The organism is Pseudomonas sp. PI1 (assembly GCF_000812405.1).
GTDB lineage: Bacteria > Pseudomonadota > Gammaproteobacteria > Pseudomonadales > Pseudomonadaceae > Pseudomonas > Pseudomonas citronellolis.
Genome location: NZ_JWMC01000094.1, coordinates 1 through 21884 on the forward strand (window position 1 = coordinate 1; position 21884 = coordinate 21884).

Genomic DNA, 21884 nt, shown 5'->3' on the forward strand with positions numbered 1-21884 from the left:
CTAACGCCGAAACACCAACGCACGCCGAACGGTCCCCTCTCCCTCCGGGAGAGGGTTAGGGTGAGGGGGCCGCAGGCCTGCTCGCTCGATTCCGTGCCTCTATGCGCTTCGTGAGGCACGGCATTTCCCCCGCACCTGTAAGCGGGCCCTGCCCGCGAAATCGCGTGCAGGGCGCGCTCCTATAGGGGAATGGCATCGGCGCTCGGGCTTTCCCCTCACCCCAGCCCTCTCCCGGAGGGAGAGGGAGCCAGTCCGCGCCGAGAGAAGACCTGGTTTCAGCCGGCAACCCCTGCGCTAGCCGGCTAACGCCGAAACACCAACGCACGCCGAACGGTCCCCTCTCCCTCCGGGAGAGGGTTAGGGTGAGGGGGCCGCAGGCCTGCTCGCTCGATTCCGTGCCCCTATGCGCTTCGTGAGGCACGGCATTTCCCCCGCACCTGTAAGCGGGCCCTGCCCGCGAAATCGCGCGCAGGGCGAATGGCATCGGCGCTCGGGCTTTCCCCTCACCCCAGCCCTCTCCCGGAGGGAGAGGGGGCTAGTCCGTGCCGAGAGAAGGCCTGGTTTCAGCCGGCAACCCCTGCGCTAGCCGGCTGACGCCGAAACACCAACGCACGCCGAACGGTCCCCTCTCCCTCTGGGAGAGGGTGAGGGGTCGCAGGCCTGCTCGCTCGATTCCGTGCCTCTATGCGCTTCGTGAGGCACGGCATTTCCCCCGCACCTGTAAGCGGGCCCTGCCCGCGAAATCGCGCGCAGGGCGCGCTCCTACAGGGGAATGGCATCGGCGCTCGGGCTTTCCCCTCACCCCAGCCCTCTCCCGGAGGGAGAGGGGGCTAGTCCGCGCCGAGAGAAGGCCTGGTTTCAGCCGGCAACCCCTGCGCTAGCCGGCTGACGCTGAAACACCAACGCACGCCGAACGGTCCCCTCTCCCTCCGGGAGAGGGTTAGGGTGAGGGGGCCGCAGGCCTGCTCGCTCGATTCCGTGCCCCTATGCGCTTCGTGAGGCACGGCATTTCCCCCGCACCTGTAGGAACAGTGGGGCGGCGTAGGAGCACCTCAGGCCAGGTGCTGCTTGTCCTTCTCGATGGCCTGGTCGAGGGTTTCCAGCAGTTGCCGGCGCACCTTCAGCTTGGTGTTGCGGTGCGCGGTCATGTTCAGTTTCTTCAACTGCTGGGCGGCGGCGCGGGCGGTGTCCAGCAGTTCCTCGGCGCTGACCACCTTGTCGAGGAAGCCGGCGGCCATGGCTTCTTGCGGGGCGAACATCTCGGCGTTGATCACCGAACGGTTGAAGGCCGACTTGCGCAGGCGGTCGCGGGCCAGTTCGATGCCCACGTGGTGCATGGTCATGCCGATGGCCACTTCGTTCAGGCCGATCTGGAAGGGGCCGTCGACGCCGATGCGGTAGTCCGCCGAGAGCAGCAGGAAGGCGCCCTTGGCCACCGCGTGGCCGGGGCAGGCGACGATGATCGGGTAGGGATGGGCCAGCATGCGCCGGGCCAGGGTCGAACCGGCGGCCACCAGGGCCACGGCGTTCTCCGGGCCGGAGGTCATCACCTTGAGGTCGTAGCCGCCGGAAAGGATGCCCGGCTGGCCGGTGAGGATCACCACCGCGCGGTCCTGCTCGGCACGGTCCAGCGCCTGGTTGAAGGCCTCGATCACGGCGGGGGAGATGGCATTCACCTTGCCGTTGGCTAGGGTCAGGGTGGCGACGCCGTCGTCGAGTTGATAGCTGATCAGTTCACTCATGGCAGGACATCCGGAAAAAGGGGCGTGGCGCAGAACATACTGGCGGCCACGGCGACCGTAAAGCGCTGTGTCCGACCGGCCGGTCACCGCGGTTTTGCGACGGACTTCACTCTCCGATGGGCGAGCCGGTGAATTTCGCGGGGTGTGCGTGGAGGCGCGCAGGCCGTGCTGTTAAGCTGCCAGCACCGCCGTCCGTATCAATCCGCTTACAGGGAAGTCCTTCCGAATGTCGAAACTGCTCAAGTGGGGCCTGCTCGGCATCGTGGCCGTCGCGCTCATCATCAAGGTGTCGCTGTGGCTGTCCGTGCGCAGCATCGTCGACGACGCCGTGGCGCGCCTGTCGCCGATGGTGGAGATCACCTACGGCGGGATTTCCTCTTCCTTCGACGGCCGCGTCGGCCTGAAGAACGTGGAGATCCGCGTGCCGGCCGCCCGCGACAGCCTGAAGGTGGCCCATGCCCAGCTCAGGTTCAACGGCCTGCGCGAGCTGCTGAGCTTCAAGGAGCGCCTGGCCGAGGGCAAGCTGCCCAAGCAGATGGCCATGGAACTCACCGGCGTCGAGCTGCAGGTGCACGGGCCGTTCATGCAGGCGCTGTACCAGCAGCCGGCGGAGAGCAGCGTGTTCACCGCCATGAGCGAGGTGGCCTGCGGCAACATCCGCAACATCGGCTCCGACGAGCTGCTGCAGATGGGCTACCGCACCCTGGAGTCGGACATCGAGTTCTCCTACCTGTTCGAGCCCGGCGCGCAGAAGCTGACCTTCAACCTGCGCTCGGACGCCCGCGGCATGCTCGACACCCGCGTCGGCATGTCCCTGAGCAACGTCTCCGAACGCCCCGGCGACATGCGCGTGAACCCGCCGCGGGTGTCCCAGGTGACCGTCGAGCTGGACGACAACCAGTACCAGCGCAAGGTCCAGGAATTCTGCGCCGCGCGCCTGGGCGTCAAGCGCGAGGAGTACCTCAAGCAGGCCCTGGCGCAGTTCGACAAGGCCATGCGCAGCCAGCGCGTGGCGCTGGATCAGCCGCTGCTCGACGCCTACGCTCGCTACCTGGCCGACCCGCAGTCGCTGCGCCTGGAACTCAACCCCAGCGAGGGCATGACCTGGAGCGGGTTGCAGTTCTTCGAGGCCAAGGACGTGGTCGGCATGCTGCGCCCGGTGGTGCTGGTGAACCAGCAGGCGGTGAACCCGATCGGCTTCGCCTGGGTCGACCCGCTGAAGCACAAGGTCACCGCCGATTCGGCCACGCATAAGATTTCAGCCGAAGAAACGGTTGAGTCGGAGAAGAGAACGCAGCAATATGGCTTCGTCAGTATCGACAGCCTTGCCCAGTACACCGGCAAGCGCCTGCAGTTCATCACCTTCGATGGTGCCTATTATCAGGGTGTACTGCACAAGGTGGAGAACGGACGAGTCTATATCACGGTCCTCATGGGGACGGGCTCGGCCGAGATGAACCTCCGCCTGAACAAGATCAATCAGGTGCGCGTCGAGTTGTGAGACGCGCAAGAGGAGAGTGCAAGTGAGTGAGTCGTTGTCCATCCATCATGATGAGTCCAGCCACCAGTTCGTCACGACGGTGGACGGTCATCGTGCCTACCTGGCCTACATGGATCTGGGCAAGCAGACGCTGGACATCTACCGCACCTTCGTGCCCGACAGCCTGCGCGGCCGCGGCATCGCCGCGGCGCTCACCGAGCACGCGCTGCAGTACGCCGAGCGCAAGGGCTACAGCGTGATTCCCTCGTGCTCCTACGTCGAGCGCTACCTGGAGCGCCATCCGCGCCACGCCGACCGCATGGCCTGAGTCGCCAGCACCCATGAAAACGCCGGGCATTGCCCGGCGTTTTTCGTTGCGTCCGATTCAGCCGCGCTGGCGCTTGGGCAGCACGTCCTTGAGCTTGGCGTGCATGCTGCGCACGGCCTTCTCGGTGGTTTCCCAGTCGATGCAGGCGTCGGTGACGGAGACGCCGTACTGCAGCTGGCAGAGGTCCTTCGGGATCGGCTGGCTGCCCCAGCCCAGGTGGCTTTCCACCATCAGGCCGACGATGGAGTTGTTGCCTTCGACGATCTGGTTGGCGACGTTGTCCATCACCAGCGGCTGCAGGGCCGGGTCCTTGTTTGAGTTGGCGTGGCTGCAGTCGACCATCACGTTCAGCGGCACCTTGGCCTTGTTCAGCTCCTGCTCGCACAGGGCCACGCTCACCGAGTCGTAGTTCGGCTTGCCGTTGCCGCCGCGCAGCACCACGTGGCCGTAGCGGTTGCCCTTGGTGGTGACGATGGAGACGCCGCCTTCCTGGTTGATGCCGAGGAAACGGTGCGGGCTGGAGACCGACTGCAGGGCGTTGATCGCCACGGTCAGGCTGCCGTCGGTGCCGTTCTTGAAGCCGACCGCGGAGGACAGGCCGGAAGCCATCTCGCGGTGGGTCTGGGATTCGGTGGTGCGCGCGCCGATGGCCGACCAGCTGATCAGGTCCTGCAGGTACTGCGGGGAGATCGGGTCGAGCGCCTCGGTGGCGGTGGGCAGGCCCATCTCGGCCAGGTCGCGCAGCAACTGGCGGCCGATGTGCAGGCCGTCCTGGATCTTGAAGGAGTCGTCCAGGTAGGGGTCGTTGATCAGGCCTTTCCAGCCCACGGTGGTGCGCGGTTTCTCGAAGTACACGCGCATTACCAGGAACAGGGTGTCGGCGACTTCGGCGGCCAGGACCTTGAGGCGCTCGGCGTATTCGTGGGCGGCCTTGACGTCGTGGATGGAGCAGGGGCCGATCACCACGAACAGGCGGTGGTCCTTGCCATCGAGGATGTCGCGGACGACCTGGCGGCCATGGGCGACGGTGTTCCGCGCGGCTTCGGTCAGGGGAATTTCGCGCTTGAGCTGCTCCGGCGTGATCAGGGTCTCGTTGGAGGCAACGTTAAGGTCGTCGATCTGTAAATCAGCCATCGTGGTACTCAGTCAGGTCACGGGTGCCGGCCGCCAGGAACCCCCATGCGATGGGGCGCAGGCATGAATCTCGCTAAGGGGAAGTCGAACCTTAACGCGTCGGACGCCGGCTCGACAATGGGCAGGCAGCGGGAAAATGCCCGGATGACGGGGTTCGGCGCCGTTTCAGATGGCGCAGAACAGGGGGAAGTCGGCGGCGTTGCAGGCGATCCACTCCAGGGCGGTGTCTTCCACCGGCTGCGCCTGCCCGCTTTCGCGCTCGCGCTGGCGGCGGAAGTGCTCGATCTGGCAGACCTGTTCGACCATTCGCGCGCGGAACAGGGTGTCCTCGTCGAGGAAGGCCACGCCCACCAGGTAGTCGTCGCTGAGCTTGCGGCTCCAGGCCACCACGCCGGGGTAGCGCGCGGCGTCGCCCAGCAGCGGGATGCGCAGCTCGACCGCGGTGCCGCGGCGGAAACCGCGCGGGGCGTTGCAGGCCACCCCGCCGAGGCTGATATTGTACAGGCGCTGGCGCGGCAGGAAGAGCTGCCTGCGGACCACCAGCTCCACCGGTAGATCACAGGGGTGACGCAGGAACTGTCGCATGACGGAAGGCTCCGACTGCAATCTTTTTGGCGTTGGCATTGGGCAAAGTATAGTGCCGTCGCTGGAACTCACCGACCTGGATGCCGATCACCGGTTGCTCGAGTTGCCAGGCGACTCGCTGCTGGTGTTCAGCGCCGAGGGCTGCGCTTCCTGCCGCTGGGCCCGCGCGCAGTTGCCGGGCATGGGGCTGCCGGTGCGGCGCCTGTGCTGGGTCGATGCCGGGCGCAATGGCGGCCTGGTCGAGCGTTATGAAGTCTTCCACCTGCCGGCGCTGTTCCTGGTGCGCGACGGCGCCTTCCATGGCCGCCTCGACGCGCCCCTGCGCGCCGGCCCACTGGCCCAGGCCCTGCGCGCCGCGGCCTTGCGCATTCCCGAGGAGTTGCCCTGAATGACTGTTTCCCCCGTCCGCATCGGCGTGATCGGCACTGGCGCCATCGGCGGTTTCTACGGCCTGATGCTGGCCCGCGCCGGCTTCGACGTGCATTTCCTGCTGCGCAGCGAATACGCCGCGGTGGCCGAGCACGGCCTGCGCCTGAACAGCCAGGTGCACGGCGCCCTGGGCCTGGCGCCGGTGCAGGCCTACCACGACGTCGCCGAGATGCCGCCGTGCGACTGGTTGCTGGTGGGCGCCAAGACCACCAGCAACGCCGAGCTGGCGCCGCTGATCGCCCGCGCCGCGGCGCCGGGCGCCAAGGTCCTGCTGCTGCAGAACGGCCTGGCGGTGGAGGAGGGCCTGCGCCCGCTGCTGCCGGACGCGCTGCACCTGCTCGGCGGGCTCTGCTACATCTGCGTGCACCGCTCCGCGCCGGGAGTGATCGAACACCAGGCCCTGGGCGCGGTGCACCTGGGCTACCACAGCGGGCCGGCCGCCGCTGCCGCCGGCCAGGCTATCGCCGAGGAGGGCGCGGCGCTGTTCCGCCAGGCCGGGCTGGATTCCGTGGCGATGCCGGCGCTGGAGCATGCGCGCTGGCAGAAGCTGGTATGGAACGTCCCTTACAACGGCCTGTCGGTGCTGCTGGACAGCGGCACCCGGGCGCTGATGGCCAATGCCGACAGCCGCGCGCTGATCGCCGCCATCATGGACGAGGTGATGGCCGGCGCCGCCGCCTGCGGCCATGAGTTGCCGGCCGGCTACCCGGCGGCGATGCTGAGCTCGACCGAACGCATGCCCGACTACCTGCCGAGCATGTACCACGACTTCGCCCAGCGCCGGCCGCTGGAGCTGCAGGCGATCTATGATGCGCCCCTGGCCGCGGCGGCCGCCGCCGGGGTGGCGATGCCACGCATCGAGGCGCTGCAACGGGCGCTACGCTTCATCGACGCGCGCAACCAGGCGCGCTGATCCATCACGGGGGAACGGGCAATGGGCAAGGGGCTGGGCGACAAGCTGGTGGTGGCGATCTCCTCGCGGGCGCTGTTCGACCTGGACGAGAGCCACCGCATCTACGAATCCGAAGGCGTGGAGGCCTACCGGCAGTACCAGATCGCCCACGAGGACGAGGTGCTGCAGCCCGGCGACGCCTTCGCCCTGGTGCAGAAGCTGCTGGGGCTCAACGAGATGCTCGGCCGGCAACTGGTGGAAGTGGTGCTGGTCTCGCGCAACAGCGCCGACACCGGCCTGCGGGTGTTCAACTCCATCCAGCAGCATGGCCTGGGCATCTCCCGCGCGGCCTTCGTCGGCGGGCGCAGCCCTTATCCCTACCTGGCGGCGTTCGGTTGCCACCTGTTCCTCTCCACCCACGTCGAGGACGTGCGCAGCGCCCTGGAAAACGGCTTCGCGGCGGCCACCATCCTCTCCGCCGGGGCCCGCCGCGAGACCGCCGGCGAACTGCGCTTCGCCTTCGACGGCGACGCCGTGCTGTTCTCCGACGAGGCCGAGCGGGTGTTCCAGCAGGGCGGCCTGGAGGCCTTCCAGACGCGCGAGCAGGCGTCCGCCCGCGAGCCATTGGGTGGCGGCCCGTTCAAGCCCTTCCTGGCGGCGCTGAACCGCGTGCAGCAGGCCTTCCCCCAGGAGTCCTGCCCGATCCGCACGGCGCTGGTCACCGCGCGCTCGGCGCCGGCCCACGAGCGCGTCATCCGCACCCTGCGCGAATGGGACATCCGCCTGGACGAATCGCTGTTCCTCGGCGGCCTGGACAAGTCGGCGTTCCTCGAGGCCTTCAGCGCCGACGTGTTCTTCGACGACCAGCCCGGGCATTGCGAGCGGGCCCGGGAGGTGGTCGCCACCGGTCACGTGCCCCACGGCGTCAGCAACGAGCCGCAGACGGCCAGCTAGCGCGGCCTCGGCCGCTTGCTGCTACTCTGCTCAGAGGCCCGCCGCCGAGGCAGTAGGAGGCCGCATGATCCGATCGATTCTCTACGCTACCGACCTTGGTCTCTACGCCCCGTACGTCCTCCAGCACGCCATGTCCCTCGCCCGCGCCTACGACGCCGAGATCCACGTGGTGCACGCCGTGGAGCCGATGGGGCTGTTCGCCGACTCCGTGCTGCAGACCTATCTGGATGCCGACACCCTCGCCGAGCTGCGCAGCAGCGGTTTGAGCACCGTCATGGGCAACATCGAGCGGCGGGTGATGGAAGGCTTCCGCGACGAACTCGGCGAGCTGCACGAGGAGTCGGACATGATCCGTTCGGTACGGGTGCTGCAGGGCGACCCGCCACAGGTGATCCTCGACGAGGCGCAGCGCCTGGCCGTGGACCTGATAGTCGCCGGCAGCCACAGCCATGGCGAGGGCATGAACACGCCCCTGGGGCGCACCGCCGCACGGGTGGTGCAACTGGCGGAAGTGCCGGTCTACCTGGTGCCCATGCTGCAGCACCGCAGCTGAAGGCGGCTGCGCGACGAACGGATGCGGCGCTCTGCCGCGCACTTTTCCCGGTGTCCGTGGGGTGCCGGGATGTTGCCAGAGGGGACGTAGTAGGCAAGCTCGAAAAAAACGTCTAACTTTATTCCTCAAACCATTAATATGGTTATAAAAGCAGAGCCCGGGTCGCGGGCCGCGACATCCATTTCGAGGAATCTCCATGAAGCTTCAGCAACTGCGCTATATCTGGGAAGTCGCGCACCACGACCTCAACGTTTCCGCCACCGCGCAGAGCCTGTACACGTCGCAGCCGGGCATCAGCAAGCAGATCCGCCTGCTGGAAGACGAACTGGGCGTGGAAGTCTTCGCCCGCAGCGGCAAGCACCTGACCCGTGTCACCCCCGCCGGCGAGCGCATCATCAACACCGCCGGCGAGATCCTGCGCAAGGTCGAGAGCATCAAGCAGATCGCCCAGGAATTCTCCAACGAGAAGAAGGGCACCCTGTCCATCGCCACCACCCACACCCAGGCGCGCTACGCGCTGCCGAGCGTGATCAGCGGCTTCATCAAGCAGTACCCGGACGTGTCCCTGCACATGCACCAGGGCACGCCCATGCAGATCGCCGAGATGGCCGCCGACGGCACCGTCGACTTCGCCATCGCCACCGAGGCCCTGGAGCTGTTCGGCGACCTGATCATGATGCCCTGCTACCGCTGGAACCGCTGCGTGATAGTGCCCCAGGGCCACCCGCTGACCAAGGTGCCGAAGCTGACCCTGGAACTGCTCGCCGAGCAGCCGATCGTCACCTACGTGTTCGGCTTCACCGGCCGCTCCAAGCTGGACGAGGCCTTCAACCAGCGCGGCCTGGTGCCCAAGGTGGTGTTCACCGCCGCCGACGCCGACGTGATCAAGACCTACGTGCGCCTGGGCCTGGGCGTGGGCATCGTGGCGCACATGGCGGTGGACCCGAAACTGGACAGCGACCTGGTGATGCTCGACGCCAGCCACCTGTTCGAGTCCAGCGTGACCAAGATCGGCTTCCGCCGCGGCACCTTCCTGCGCGGTTTCATGTGCGACTTCATCGAGAAGTTCGCTCCGCACCTGACTCGCGAGTTGCTGGCCAAGGCGGTGCAGTGCCACAACAAGGCTGAGCTGGATGAGCTGTTCGAAGGGATCGAGCTGCCGGTTTATTGAGGCAGGTGTGAAATGGGTGGGGATTGGCGGGGGTTAGGTGGGGTAGGTGTTGGGTTCAAGAGCGCCCTCTCCCCAACCCTCTCCCGCAAGCGGGAGAGGGGGCTGTCCTGAGTGGCTTGTTGGTCCGGCGTCATCCTCCACCTTCATCATTCCCGCGAACGCGGGACGCGGCTCCATCGCGAACAGCGCTTGCGCTGGCCCGAAGGGGGAATAACCCAGTTGCCTCGGCTTGGGTGTTTCTGCGCCGCTCCGAGTTTGCCCGACCGTCTTGTTTCGCCCCCTCGGGCGAGTCCCTTTTGTCAGTCGCCACAAAAGGAACCAAAAAGGCTTGCCCCGACATACGGGCCCGATGGAGCCGGGCTACCCTCGCGAATTCCCCCGCCACGGAGGCCCGCCCCGAGGTACGTCCCTGTAGCCCATCGGGGCTCTCGCGACATCCATGTCGCATGACCTCCTGAGCGCGGGTTTCGCTCGGCCTCCTGAAGGGGCGTTTCGGAGTGCGCGGATGTTTCTCTGGAAGTCTCAAGAGCAGCCAGAGCGAATGCGTTTGGCTTTTCGTAGGAGCGAGCTTGCTCGCGAACCGCCCGTCACTGGGTTCCCTCGTCCGCAGGAATGACGAGGTTAAGGAAGGCGCGAGAGGCAAGGCTCACACCGAAACCAGGCCGCTCGCCAGGCGCATTCAGTGACGCAACCACCCCCGGCTGATTGCCGGCGCCAGAACGCGTCGGTATAGCGTCTCGGCCTGGGCGGTCAACGTGCCGCCGTGGCGCTGCCAGAGCAGCCAGACCAGGCTGTTGCTCACCCCCGCCACGGCCAGCGCGCCGAGCATGTCCAGCGGGGAGTGGATGCCCAGGTAGACCCTCGCGTAGCCCACCGCCAGGCCGACGGCGCCGATCAACGCACCCAGCAGCCAGGCATCGTCGAACAGCAGGCTGAGAGCGCAGCCGGCGAAGAGGGTCAGGTGGTCGCTGGGGAAGGAGGCGTTGGCGGCGTGGGCCAGCCAGGCGTGGCCCAGGCCTATGGCGAAGGGGCGCGGGTGCGGCCAGAGCAGGCCGATCAGCAGGCTGAGCCCCAGCGCCAGCGAGGTCACGCCCAGGGCGCGCAGCAGGCGGCCGCGCAGGCCGTGGTCACCCCGGCACCACAGGTACAGCAACGCCAGCGGCAACAGGTAGAGCGGCACGGTGGCGATGAAGCGCGCGGCGTCGATCAGCCAGGCTGGCGTCTGCGCAGTGGCGTTGATGGCGAGGAACGCCTGGCGGTCGAGCGCCTCCAGCAGGCTGGGGCCGGGAGTAGGGAGCAAGGTGGGCATGGTCGATTCTTGTAAGAGGGCACGCAGGACTATAGGCGTCGGAGCCTGAAGACGGCATTAAGCCGGGACGGAGGCGGTCAGAGTCGGTCGAGGTCGCTGCGCAGGGCCAGCTCGGCCAGTGCCTCGGGCGAGTCCTGCGGCGCCGGGCCGCGGCCTTCGAGAATCTCGTGGAGGAAGCTCATGAACACGGTGAACACCTGCTCGCGGCCGTCGTCGTGGCGCACCACGAAGAAGGGCGCGCTGTCCACGCCGTACTGGGCGGCGACCATCCAGCCGGCGCTGCCCGGGTTGCGTTCGTCGGCCACCAGCACGCGGTCGATGCGCGGCAGGTAGCCGCCTTTCTCCAGGCGTTGCTGCACGTCCTTGCACTTGCCGCAGTCCTCGCCGTCGGCCAGGACCTTCTTGACCATGGTGATGCGCATGGGGCTTTCCTCTTGCGGTAGGGGCAGGGCCTACCTTAAGCGCTGCGGCGCCGGCGGAAAACCCGCCGGCGACGAGCTCAGCCCTTGCTGATCAGGTTGCCGGCGTGCAGGCCGCATTCCTTCTGGGTGGCTTCCTCCCACCACCAGCGGCCTTCGCGCTCGTGCTGGTTGGGCAGCACCGGGCGGGTGCAGGGCTCGCAGCCGATGCTGATGAAGCCGCGCTCGTGCAGGCTGTTGTAGGGAATCTCCAGCATGCGGATGTAGGCCCAGACTTCCTCGCTGCTCATGCTGGCCAGCGGGTTGAACTTGTACAGCGGCTTTTCCGCCGTGGAGAAGGCGCCGTCCAGTTCGACCACCGCCACCTGGCTGCGGGTGCCGGGGCTCTGGTCCTTGCGCTGGCCGGTGGCCCAGGCGCTGATGGTGGCGAGCTTGCGCTTGAGCGGCTCGATCTTGCGGATGCCGCAGCACTCGCCGTGGCCGTCCTTGTAGAAGCTGAACAGACCCTTTTCCTTGACGAAGGGCTCCAGCAGGCGCGGATCGGGGGTCATGACCTCGATGGCGATGCCGTAGTGCTCGCGTACCTGCTCGATGAAGCGGTAGGTCTCCGGGTGCAGGCGGCCGGTGTCCAGGCTGAACACCTTGACGTTCTTGTTGATCTTCCAGGCCATGTCCAGCAGCACCACGTCCTCGGCGCCGCTGAAGGAGATCCACAGGTCGTCGCCGAAGTGCTCGAAGGCGAACTTGAGGATGTCCTGGGGGGACTTGCTGGCATAGGTCGCGGCGATTTCGGCGACGTCGAACGGATGGCTCATCAGGCGGTTTTCCACTTGTACTTGCGCGGTGCGCTATAAGGCTGCCGATCTTAACAAAGGCAGGGATATGCCCCTAAATAACCATCAGGAAGGTCGACTGTATGCTTTGGGTATAAGTGCCGCGTTGCGCCGGCCCGGGCTAGCCGCTAGAGTGCCGCCTTCTGTCCAAACCTGCGGGGAATCGTTCGTGGAAATCGCCTGTCTCGACCTGGAAGGGGTACTGGTCCCGGAAATCTGGATCGCCTTCGCTGAAAAAACCGGTATCGAAGCGCTCAAGGCGACTACCCGCGATATCCCCGACTACGACGTGCTGATGCAGCAGCGCCTGCGCATCCTCGACGAGCACGGCCTGAAACTGGCCGACATCCAGGAAGTGATCGCCACCCTGAAGCCGCTGGAAGGCGCGGTGGAGTTCGTCGACTGGCTGCGCGAGCGCTTCCAGGTGGTGATCCTCTCCGACACCTTCTACGAGTTCTCCCAGCCGCTGATGCGCCAGCTGGGCTTCCCGACCCTGCTGTGCCACAAGCTGGTCACCGACGAGACCGACCGCGTGGTCGGCTACCAGCTGCGCCAGAAGGACCCCAAGCGCCAGTCGGTGATCGCCCTGAAGAGCCTGTACTACCGCGTGATCGCCGCAGGCGACTCGTACAACGACACCACCATGCTCAGCGAAGCCCACGCCGGCATCCTGTTCCATGCGCCGGAGAACGTCATCCGCGAGTTCCCGCAGTTCCCGGCGGTGCACACCTACGAGGACCTGAAGCAGGAGTTCCTCAAGGCATCGAACCGCCAGCTCAGCCTGTAATGCCGGCGGGCCGGCGATGGCCCGCAGTTCGAGAAAGAACGCCGTTTCCCGTCATGGGAAACGGCGTTTTTTGTGGGTTCCAGGAAAACACGGGCGGGCTTGTCGACTGCGCCGAGGCGCTCTTCGTAGGATGGGTTGAGCTTGCGAAACCCATGCGGCCGCGATGATGGGTATCGCTTCGCTCAACGCCATCCTACGGGTGTGGACCGGGGCATTGGTGTTTCCGGCCAACGGCGGATAACCGCGAACGGTTATGCGCCCTACGTCCCTGCGCCGAGGCGCTCTTCGTAGGATGGGTTGAGCTTGCGAAACCCATGCGGGCGGGGCGATGGGTATCGCTTCGCTCAACGCCATCCTACGGGTGTGGACCGGGGCATCGGTGTTCCGGCCAACGGCGGATAACCGCGAACGGTTATGCGCCCTACGTCCCTGCGCCGAGGCGCTCTTCGTAGGATGGGAGTCCGCAGGTCACACCCGGAACTGCCCCATCAACCCCTGCTGGTGATTTGCCAGGTCATTCAGCGATTGGCTGATCTGCGCCGACTCCTGGGCCTGGCCGGACAGCGATTCGGTCACGTCGCGGATGCCCGCCACGTTGCGGTTGATCTCCTCGGCCACCGCGCTCTGTTCCTCGGCGGCGCTGGCGATCTGCAGGTTCATGTCGTTGATCACCCCCACCGCCTCGCCGATGCGCTGCAGCGCGGCGACCGCCTGCTCCACCTGGCTGACGCTGCCCTGGGCCTGCTGGTGGCTGCTGTGCATGGCGGTGACCACTTCGCGGGTGCCGTTCTGCAGGCCTTCGATCACCTGGCGGATTTCCTCCACCGAGTCCTGGGTGCGCTTGGCCAGGTTGCGCACTTCGTCGGCCACCACCGCGAAGCCGCGCCCGGCCTCGCCGGCGCGGGCCGCTTCGATGGCGGCGTTGAGCGCCAGCAGGTTGGTCTGCTCGGCGATGGCGCGGATCACTTCCAGCACCGAGCCGATCTGCTCGCTGCTGGCGGCCAGGCCTTCGACCTGGGTCATCGCCTGGCTCATGTCGCGGGCCAGTTCGTCGATGGCGCGGGTGGTCTGGTCGATCACCGCCAGGCCGTCGCGGGTGGCGCCGTCGGCCCCGCGGGCGGCGTCGGCGGCCATGGCCGCGCTGTTGGCTACGTCGTGGGCGGTGGCGCTCATTTCCTGGGAGGCGGTGGCCACCTGCTCGATCTCGCGGAACTGTTGCTGCATGCCGGCGCTGGTCTGGGTCGACAGCGCGGCGGACTGGTCGGCGGTGGCGCGGGCATCCTGCACCGAGGCCTTCACGTCACGGATGATCGGTTGCAGCTTGTCGAGGAAGCGGTTGAACCAGCCGGCCAGCTCGCCCAGTTCATCCCGGCCCTGGTATTTCAGGCGTTGGGTCAGGTCGCCCTCGCCGCTGGCGATGTCGCGCAGCATGCCGGCCACGCCGAGGATCGGGCGGGTCACGCCGCGGGCGGTCAGCCATACCAGCAGCAGGCCGAGCAGGGCGGCGAGCAGGCCCAGGCCGAGTTCGACGACGGTGCCCTGGGTGCGTTGCTGGTCCAGCTCCTGCTGCAGTTTCACCGCCGGGCCCTGCAGCGCCTGCAGCGGCACGTCGATGAGCACGCCCCAGGCGTCGGCCTCGGGGATCGGGCGCAGCGGTTGCAGGGCGCGCAGTTCGCTGTCGTGTTCGAGGACCTTGTGCTGGCCGGCGCCGAGCAGTTGCAGCAGCTGCCCGCCCTGAGCGGGGTAGACCTCCTGCAGCTTCTTGCCGAGCTTGCCGGCGTCGGCGCTGTAGCCGGCGAGCAGGCCGGCGGGGCTGACGATGGCGACGCGGCTCTGGCCTTCGTAGAGTTCCTGGCTGCCTTCATGGGCGATTTCCTGCAGGCGGTCGAGGGCGATGTCCACGCCCAGCACGCCGACCAGCTTGCCGTCCACCCGCAGGGGCAGGGCGATGCTGGTCATGAGGATCTTGCGGTTGCCCACTTCGTCGACGTAGGGCTCCAGCACGCAGGTCTTGCCGGCGGCCTTCGGGCAGGTGTACCAGGCGTTGTAGGCTGCGCCGCTGGGCCCGGGGCTGGTGTCGGCGAGCATCTTCTCGTCCATCGGCTCGGCCTCCAGCTTGCCGGGGGTGGCCTGCGCCCAGTATTGCGAGAAGCGCCCCTTCTCGTTGCTGCCGATCTCCGTGCGGCCTTCGGCCTGGGCGTCGCGGCCGTCGAGGGCGTCGGGCTCGAAGGCGAGGTACAGGCCGAGCAGTTCCGGGTTGGCCGCCACCGCATCGTGCATCTGCCGGTTCAGGTCCTCGCGCAGGGCCAGGGTGTCCAGGCCGCGCTGGGCGGCGAGCTGGCGCATGGCCAGGGCCTGGCGGGCGAAGCTCTGTGCGTAGCGGTAGGCGTCGCTGAAGTAGCGTTGGATGCGCATCGCCTGGATTTCCCCGCGGGCGCGCAGGCGGGCTTCGGCGGCATCGTCCAGCATGCGGGTGCTGGATTCCTTCACCAGCGCGGTGCTGTGCTGCATGCGGAAGATCGAGAGGCCGGCGAGCAGCGAGACCACGCCGAGCAGGCACAGGCCCGCGAGCAGGGTGATCTTCCACTGGATGGAGAGGCGACGGAAGGGCATGGGGGTGTCCTCTGCGGGAACCTTGGGGATGTTCGGAAATATCGGCGGCTGTGCGATTTTCTTTACAGACATTGCTACCGTCCGTCGGCTGAGCTTCTGGGGCGCCAGTCTCGCGCCGGGTTGCACTTCGCCACCCATCTGCTGACTAATGTGCAGGCCACTCTCGGCAGATGGGATTGCACATGCTCGATTCGAAACTGGAAAACCGGACGTTCCTGATACTGCTGGCGGTGGTCAGCATCGCCTTCGCCTGGCTGCTGCTGCCGTTCTACGGCGCGGTGTTCTGGGGCACCATCCTGGCCATCATCTTCACCCCGGTGCACCGCCGGCTGCAGGCGCGCCTGGGCGGGCGCAGGAACCTGGCGGCGCTGATCACATTGAGCGCCTGTATCCTCATCGTGATCCTGCCGGTGATCTTCATCGCCGGCTCGCTGGTGCAGGAAGGCGCCAACCTCTACCAGAGCCTGAAGTCCGGCCAGCTGAACCTCGCCGGCCTGGTGCAGCAGGCCTTCGCCGCCTTGCCGCCGTGGGCCCACCAGTGGCTGGAACGCTTCGACCTGGGCGACCTGTCGAGCCTGCAGGAGAAGCTTTCCAGCGGCGCCATGCAGGCCAGCCAGTTCGTCGCCACCAAGGCCTTCAGCATCGGCCAGAACACCTTCGACTTCGTCGTCAGCTTCGGCGTGATGCTCTACCTGCTGTTCTTCCTTTTGCGCGACGGCCGCACCCTGGGCCGGCGTATCAAGCAGGCGGTGCCGCTGGACCACGAGCACAAGCAGCACCTGTTCACCAAGTTCACCACCGTGGTGCGCGCCACGGTGAAGGGCAACATCGCCGTGGCCGCCACCCAGGGCGCGCTGGGCGGGCTGATCTTCTGGTTCCTGGGCATCCAGGGTTCGCTGCTGTGGGGCACGCTGATGGCCTTCCTGTCGCTGCTGCCGGCGATAGGCGCGGGGCTGGTATGGGTGCCGGTGGCGGCCTGGTTCCTGCTCACCGGGGCGATCTGGCAGGGCGTGGTGCTGATCCTCTTCTGCGTGCTGGTGATCGGCCTGGTGGACAACATCCTGCGCCCGATCCTGGTGGGCAAGGACACCAAGATGCCCGACTACGTGGTGCTGATCTCCACCCTGGGCGGCATGTCGCTGTTCGGCCTCAACGGCTTCGTCATCGGCCCGCTGATCGCCGCGCTGTTCATCGCCAGCTGGGACCTGTTCACCGGCCGCGAGGAACTGGAAGACCCGGCGGGGTAGGGGAGGGAGGGCCTGGGGATAGCGTAGGCGCAACTGTTTGCGCCGAGGCGTCTTTCGTAGGATGGGTTGAGCTTGCGAAACCCATGCGGTTGCGCTGATGGGTATCGCTTCGCTCAACACCATCCTACGAAAAGCCATGCTTGCTCCTACGGTTCCAGGGAGCACGGTGTTTCGCAGGCAACAAAAAACCCCGCCGAGGCGGGGTTTTTCTTTGCTGCCTGCGCTCAGCCGGCGACGGCTACCGCCAGGCCGGAGTGCTGGAGGATGTCCAGCAGCGGCTGCGGGTAGACGCCGAGGAAGAAGGCCAGCAGGGCGATGGCCACCAGCATGATGCCGCCGGCGCGCTGGGCCCAGTCCAGGGGCGCGTCGTGGCGCTTCATGTTCGGCTCGACCAGGAACAGGGTGACCATGACGCGCAGGTAGTAGTACAGGCCGATGGCGCTGCCCAGCACCAGGGCGCCGACCAGCCACCACAGGTGCGACTCGACGCCGCTGGCGATGACGTAGAACTTGCCGATGAAGCCGGCGGTCAGCGGGATGCCGGCCAGGGACAGCATCATCACGGTCATCACCGCGGTCAGCACCGGACGGCGCCAGAACAGGCCGCGGTACTCGAACAGCGCGTCGGCGTCGCGGCCGCCGTAGGGGGTGGACATCAGGGTGACCACGCCGAAGGCGCCCAGGGTGGTGACCACGTAGGTGGTCAGGTAGACGCCGACGGTCTCCACGGCCAGGCCGTTGCTGGCCACCACGGCGATCAGCAGATAGCCCAGGTGGGCGATGGAGGAGTAGCCGAGCAGGCGCTTGAGGTTGCTCTGGGTCAGCGCCAGCAGGTTGCCGACCAGGATCGAGATGACCGCGATGACCGCCAGGGCGACGTGCAGCACGCCGCTGTGCAGGGCCGCCGGGGCGATCTGGAACAGGCGCAGCAGCACGGCGAACACGGCGACCTTGGCGGCGGTGGCGAGGAACGCCGCCACCGGGGCCGGGGCGCCTTCGTAGACGTCCGGGGTCCACAGGTGGAAGGGCGCCAGCGACAGCTTGAAGCCCAGGCCCACCAGCATCATGCCCACGCCGATGGTCAGCAGCGGGCTGTGCACGGTGCCTTCGGCCAGGGCGCTGCCCAGGCCGGCGAAGTCCAGGGTGCCGGCTTCGGCGTAGAGCATGGCCATGCCGAACAGCAGGAAGGCCGAGCCCGCCGCGGACAGCACGGTGTACTTGATGCCGGCTTCCAGGCTGCGCTTGTTGAAGAAGGCGTAGGCCACCATGCCGTAGACCGGCACCGAGAGCAGTTCCAGGCCGATGAACAGGCCGGCCAGGTTCTGCGCCGCCACCAGCACCAGGCCGCCGGCGGTGGCCAGCAGCAGGAGCAGGTAGAGCTCCTCGCGGTTGCCTGGGTAGCTCTCCATGTAGGCATGGGCGAGGGTCGAGCAGGCGAGGGCGGCGATCAGGATCAGCGCCGAGTAGAACAGCGCGAAGTTGTCGATCAGTAGCAGCGGGGTGACGGCGATGGGGGTCGCCTTGATCGCCCAGAGGATCGACAGCAGCGCCAGGTTGAGGCCGATCATCGAGAGGGTGGCGATCAGCCGGTGGTTGCGTTTCCAGGCGACCGCCAGCATCACCACCACCAGAGTGGCGCTGGTGATGAGCAGCGGCAGGAGCGCGATGAAGTGTTGGATCGTGAAGGTCATTTCGCGACTACCGTGCGGCAAGGGTGGAAAGGGCGGAATCGAACCACTGCTGGACACCGTGCATGGTGGCGGCGGAGGTATCGAGAACCGGCTGCGGGTAGATGCCGAGGATGATCAGCAGGACCGCCAGGCCCAGGACCATGCTCAGCTCGCGGGCGTTCAGGCCGGCGATCGGCGTGTCCGCCTTCGCCGGGCCGAAGTAGGCGCGGTGGATCATGATCAGCGAGTAGATCGAGGCGAACACCAGGCCGAAGGTGGCGATGACGATGACCACCGGCACGGTCTTGAAGGCGCCCAGCAGGATCAGGAACTCGCCGACGAAGTTGCCGGTGCCCGGCAGGCCCAGGGACGCGGTCGCGAAGAACAGGGCCACGGCCGGCAGGTACGGGATGCGCGACCACAGGCCGCCCATCTTGCGCATGTCGCGGGTGTGCAGGCGCTCGTAGAGCTGGCCGCAGAGGATGAACAGCGCGGCGGCGGACAGGCCGTGGGCGATCATCTGGATCACCACGCCCTGCAGCGCCTGGGGGCTGCCGGAGTAGATGCCGATCATCACGAAGCCCATGTGCGACACGCTGGAGAAGGCCACCAGGCGCTTGATGTCGGTCTGCGCGAAGGACAGCAGGGCGCCGTAGAAGATGCCGATCAGGCCCAGGGTCATGGCGATGGGCGCGAACTCCGCCGAGGCGTTGGGGAACAGCGGCAGGGCGAAGCGGATCAGGCCGTAGGCGGCGGTCTTCAGCAGGATGCCGGCCAGGTCCACGGAACCGGCGGTGGGCGCCTGGGCGTGGGCGTCCGGCAGCCAGGAGTGCACCGGCACCACCGGCATCTTCACCGCGAAGGCGACGAAGAAGCCGAGCATCAGCAGCCACTCGACGTGCTCGCTCATCTGCGTCTTCAGCAGGTCGGCGTAGTTGAAGGTCAGCACGCCGGTGCTGTTGTAGTGCACGAACACCAGGCCGAGGATCGCCACCAGCATCACCAGGCCGCTGGCCTGGGTGAAGATGAAGAACTTGGTGGCGGCGTAGATGCGCGTCTTCTTGCCGTCGTCCGAGCTATGGCCCCAGAGCGCGATGAGGAAGTACATCGGCACCAGCATCATTTCCCAGAAGAAGAAGAACAGGAACAGGTCGACGGCGAGGAACACGCCGATCACGCCGCCGAGGATCCACAGCAGGTTCAGGTGGAAGAAGCCGATGCGGCGCTGGATCTCGTTCCACGAGCAGAGCACGGACAGCACGCCGAGCAGGCCGGTGAGGGCGACCATCAGCAGCGACAGGCCGTCGATGGCCAGGTGCACGCTGATGCCGAAGCGCTCGATCCATTGCAGCTTGAATTCGGCGGTCCACTGCGGCTCGCCACCCGGCGCGGGCGCCAGGTGGAAGTCGCCGGTGTGCCACAGCCACAGGCTCAATGCCAGGGTCAGGGTCATGGAACCCAGCGCGACCCAGCGGGGCAGGGTCTTGCTGGTGTACTCGGCGATCCAGCAGAGGAAGCCGCCGATGAAGGGGATCAGGATTAGCCAGGGCAGAATCATGACGGGCTCGATCTCTTTCGTGAATGCGTTAGGCCAGTAGCAGCGCGAGCAGCAGCACCGCGCCGCCGACCAGGGAAGCGGCGTACCAGCGCAGGCGGCCGTTCTCGGTCAGGCTCAGAAGGGTGTGCCCACCGCGGGCGGACAGCGGCACCAGGACCAGGGTCTGGTCGATGGGGTCGCGGCCGAGCAGGCGGCAGAGCAGCAGGTAGGGTTTCACGAACAGCTTGTCGTACAGCCAGTCGAAGCCCCAGGCGTGGTACCACCAGGTGCCGAAGAAGCGGCCCGGCGCGCTCTTGGCCAGGGCGCTGACGAAGCGGCGCTTGCCGAGGAACAGCAGGCCGGCCAGCAGGATGCCGGCCAGGGCGATGGCGCCCGAGGCAATTTCCAGGCTGTGCTGGGCTTCGCCGCCGGCATGGCCGACGCTTTCCGGCAGCACGCCGTGCAGCGGCGGGGTGATCAGCGCGCCGACGAAGGTCGACAGCACGATCAGCACCGACAGCGGCAGCCAGTGGCTGATGCCATGGCCGGCGTGGGCCTCGGTCTTCTGCTCGCCGTGGAAGGCGATGAAGATCAGGCGGAAGGTGTAGATCGAGGTCAGGAAGGCACCCGCCAGGCCGGCGATCAGCAGGTTCTGGTGACCGCTGGCGAAGGCTTCCCAGAGGATCTCGTCCTTGGAGTAGAAGCCGGCGGTGACCAGCGGCAGGGCGGCCAGGGCCGAACCACCGACGATGAAGCTGGCGTAGGCCAGCGGCAGCTTCTTCCACAGGCCGCCCATCTTGAAGATGTTCTGCTCGTGGTGGCAGGCGACGATCACCGCACCGGAGGCGAGGAACAGCAGGGCCTTGAAGAAGGCGTGGGTCATCAGGTGGAAGATCGCCGCGTCCCAGGCGCCGACGCCCAGGGCCAGGAACATGTAGCCGATCTGGCTCATGGTCGAGTAGGCGAGGATGCGCTTGATGTCGGTCTGCACCAGGGCGGCGAAGCCGGCCAGGACCAGGGTGACCGCGCCGACCACGCCGACCAGTTCCAGCACGTTCGGCGCCAGGGTGAAGATGCCGTGGCAGCGGGCGATCAGGTAGACGCCCGCGGTGACCATGGTCGCCGCGTGGATCAGCGCCGAAACCGGGGTCGGGCCGGCCATCGCGTCCGCCAGCCAGGTCTGCAGCGGCAGCTGGGCCGACTTGCCGACCGCGCCGCCGAGCAGCGCCAGGGCCGCCAGGCTCACCCACATATCGCCCTGGGCGAAGTGCTGCGGGGCCAGCACCAGCAGTTCCTGGATGTTCAGGGTGCCCAGCTGCTGGAACAGGATGAACAGGCCGAAGGCCATGAACACGTCGCCCACGCGGGTGACGATGAAGGCCTTGAGCGCCGCGTTGCCGTTTGGTACGTGGCTGTAGTAGAAGCCGATCAGCAGGTAGGAGCACAGGCCCACGCCTTCCCAGCCGAAGTACAGGAACAGCAGGTTGTCGCCCAGCACCAGGAACAGCATGCTGGCGATGAACAGGTTGGTGTAGGCGAAGAAGCGCGAGTAGCCGGCTTCACCGCGCATGTACCAACTGGCGAACAGGTGGATCAGGAAGCCGACGCCGGTGACCACGCCGAGCATGGTGACCGACAGGCCGTCCAGGTACAGGGCGAAGTTCGGCGCGAAGCCGTCGACGCTCATCCACTGCCACAGCACCAGGGTGTAGGCGCCGCCTTCCGGCGGGGCGCTGTGGAAGCTCCAGATCGCCCAGAAGGCGGACAGCGCGGCCAGGCCGACCGAACCGACGCCGACCAGCGCGGAGAGATTTTCCGACCACTTGCCGCGGGAGAAAGACAGCAGCAGGAAGCCGACCAGGGGGAACAGGAAGGTGAGGGGCAGCAGGTTCATCCGCGCATCTCGCTGGCAGCGTCGACATCGAGGGTATGGAAGCGGCGATACAGTTGCAGCAGGATCGCCAGACCGATGCTCGCCTCGGCCGCGGCCAGGCTGAGCACCAGGATGAACATCACCTGGCCGTCGGGCTGCGCCCAGCGGCTGCCGGCGACCACGAAGGCCAGCGCGGCGGCGTTCATCATCACTTCCAGGCTCATGAGTACGAACAGGATGTTGCGCCGGACCATCAGGCCGGCCAGCCCGAGACAGAACAGCACGCCGGAGAGTGCCAGCCCGTGTTCCAGGGGGATTGCATTCATGG

At 67.0% G+C, this 21884-nt stretch carries 20 protein-coding genes and 1 pseudogene; 9 read left to right on the forward strand and 12 right to left on the reverse strand.

Translation table 11 applies throughout. The features are described 5' to 3' along the window. Positions 1-1052: 1052 nt before the first annotated feature. Entirely contained in the window at positions 1053-1742 is a 690-nt protein-coding gene (locus tag RN02_RS27065) for a crotonase/enoyl-CoA hydratase family protein (protein WP_043272090.1), read from the reverse strand. A gap of 226 nt (positions 1743-1968) precedes the next feature. Here RN02_RS27065 and RN02_RS27070 point away from each other — a divergent pair, with 226 nt between their 5' ends. Together RN02_RS27070 and RN02_RS27075 are read left to right on the forward strand one after the other, a co-directional pair. Next, positions 1969-3243 (forward strand): hypothetical protein, encoded by a 1275-nt coding sequence (locus tag RN02_RS27070; protein ID WP_009623399.1) that lies wholly within the window; start codon positions 1969-1971, stop codon positions 3241-3243. A 22-nt stretch (positions 3244-3265) separates the two neighbouring features. Then, a complete protein-coding gene (locus RN02_RS27075; RefSeq protein ID WP_009623398.1) occupies positions 3266-3550 on the forward strand; it encodes a GNAT family N-acetyltransferase in 285 nt (94 codons plus the stop codon). A 57-nt stretch (positions 3551-3607) separates the two neighbouring features. On the opposite strand, the gene RN02_RS27080 is transcribed toward RN02_RS27075, so the two are convergent. Both RN02_RS27080 and RN02_RS27085 read right to left on the reverse strand, forming a co-directional pair. Beyond that, positions 3608-4684, reverse strand: coding sequence for a 3-deoxy-7-phosphoheptulonate synthase (locus tag RN02_RS27080; RefSeq protein ID WP_043272089.1), 1077 nt, complete (start codon positions 4682-4684; stop codon positions 3608-3610). A gap of 165 nt (positions 4685-4849) precedes the next feature. Beyond that, positions 4850-5269: a PilZ domain-containing protein gene (locus tag RN02_RS27085; RefSeq protein WP_024128653.1), complete on the reverse strand. Its 420-nt coding sequence runs from the start codon at positions 5267-5269 to the stop codon at positions 4850-4852. On the opposite strand from RN02_RS27085, the gene RN02_RS27090 reads away from it, so the two are divergent. From RN02_RS27090 to cysB, 5 genes are all read left to right on the forward strand, one after another. Further along, entirely contained in the window at positions 5268-5657 is a 390-nt protein-coding gene (locus tag RN02_RS27090) for a thioredoxin (protein WP_009623296.1), read from the forward strand. The two genes, RN02_RS27085 and RN02_RS27090, sit on opposite strands and share 2 nt — an antisense overlap. After that, complete coding sequence (locus tag RN02_RS27095) at positions 5658-6611, forward strand: putative 2-dehydropantoate 2-reductase (protein ID WP_043272088.1); 954 nt, start codon at positions 5658-5660, stop codon at positions 6609-6611. A gap of 21 nt (positions 6612-6632) precedes the next feature. Further along, positions 6633-7544 (forward strand): 5'-nucleotidase, encoded by a 912-nt coding sequence (locus tag RN02_RS27100; protein WP_043272087.1) that lies wholly within the window; start codon positions 6633-6635, stop codon positions 7542-7544. A 64-nt stretch (positions 7545-7608) separates the two neighbouring features. Then, positions 7609-8097, forward strand: coding sequence for a universal stress protein (locus RN02_RS27105; protein ID WP_009623290.1), 489 nt, complete (start codon positions 7609-7611; stop codon positions 8095-8097). Between the two features lie 196 nt (positions 8098-8293). After that, positions 8294-9268, forward strand: a complete 975-nt coding sequence (gene cysB, locus RN02_RS27110; RefSeq protein ID WP_009623289.1) for an HTH-type transcriptional regulator CysB — start codon at positions 8294-8296, stop codon at positions 9266-9268. A gap of 679 nt (positions 9269-9947) precedes the next feature. Here cysB and RN02_RS27115 read toward each other — a convergent pair. From RN02_RS27115 to RN02_RS27125, 3 genes are all read right to left on the reverse strand, one after another. Beyond that, positions 9948-10577, reverse strand: coding sequence for a phosphatase PAP2 family protein (locus RN02_RS27115; protein WP_043318261.1), 630 nt, complete (start codon positions 10575-10577; stop codon positions 9948-9950). A 77-nt stretch (positions 10578-10654) separates the two neighbouring features. Further along, on the reverse strand, positions 10655-10999 hold the full coding sequence (locus tag RN02_RS27120; RefSeq protein WP_009623287.1) for a hypothetical protein: 345 nt from the start codon (positions 10997-10999) through the stop codon (positions 10655-10657). A 77-nt stretch (positions 11000-11076) separates the two neighbouring features. Then, on the reverse strand, positions 11077-11811 hold the full coding sequence (locus RN02_RS27125) for a phosphoadenylyl-sulfate reductase (protein ID WP_043318263.1): 735 nt from the start codon (positions 11809-11811) through the stop codon (positions 11077-11079). A 187-nt stretch (positions 11812-11998) separates the two neighbouring features. On the opposite strand from RN02_RS27125, the gene thrH reads away from it, so the two are divergent. Beyond that, complete coding sequence (thrH, locus tag RN02_RS27130) at positions 11999-12616, forward strand: bifunctional phosphoserine phosphatase/homoserine phosphotransferase ThrH (protein ID WP_009623284.1); 618 nt, start codon at positions 11999-12001, stop codon at positions 12614-12616. A gap of 468 nt (positions 12617-13084) precedes the next feature. Here the strand turns inward: thrH and RN02_RS34785 are convergent, their stop codons facing one another. Beyond that, positions 13085-13840 carry a methyl-accepting chemotaxis protein gene (locus RN02_RS34785; RefSeq protein ID WP_371263880.1) on the reverse strand — a complete coding sequence of 252 codons (756 nt, stop codon included), beginning with the start codon at positions 13838-13840 and terminating at the stop codon, positions 13085-13087. A 102-nt stretch (positions 13841-13942) separates the two neighbouring features. Beyond that, a pseudogene (locus tag RN02_RS34790) lies at positions 13943-15367 on the reverse strand (PDC sensor domain-containing protein); the annotation flags it as partial. A 44-nt stretch (positions 15368-15411) separates the two neighbouring features. Here RN02_RS34790 and RN02_RS27140 point away from each other — a divergent pair. Then, positions 15412-16476: an AI-2E family transporter gene (locus RN02_RS27140; RefSeq protein WP_043318269.1), complete on the forward strand. Its 1065-nt coding sequence runs from the start codon at positions 15412-15414 to the stop codon at positions 16474-16476. 224 nt (positions 16477-16700) lie between these two features. On the opposite strand, the gene nuoN is transcribed toward RN02_RS27140, so the two are convergent. From nuoN to nuoK, 4 genes are read right to left on the reverse strand one after another with little or no spacing between them, the layout of a single operon-like run. After that, the gene (gene nuoN, locus RN02_RS27145; RefSeq protein ID WP_009623278.1) at positions 16701-18167 is read right to left on the reverse strand and encodes an NADH-quinone oxidoreductase subunit NuoN; all 1467 of its coding nucleotides are present in this window, start codon (positions 18165-18167) and stop codon (positions 16701-16703) included. A gap of 7 nt (positions 18168-18174) precedes the next feature. Continuing rightward, entirely contained in the window at positions 18175-19704 is a 1530-nt protein-coding gene (gene nuoM / locus RN02_RS27150; protein WP_009623276.1) for an NADH-quinone oxidoreductase subunit M, read from the reverse strand. Positions 19705-19732: 28 nt separating this feature from the next. Then, a complete protein-coding gene (nuoL, locus tag RN02_RS27155) occupies positions 19733-21577 on the reverse strand; it encodes an NADH-quinone oxidoreductase subunit L (protein ID WP_043318270.1) in 1845 nt (614 codons plus the stop codon). Then, entirely contained in the window at positions 21574-21882 is a 309-nt protein-coding gene (nuoK, locus tag RN02_RS27160; protein ID WP_009623272.1) for an NADH-quinone oxidoreductase subunit NuoK, read from the reverse strand. Before nuoK ends, nuoL begins: the two co-directional genes overlap by 4 nt. Between the last annotated feature and the right edge of the window lie 2 nt (positions 21883-21884).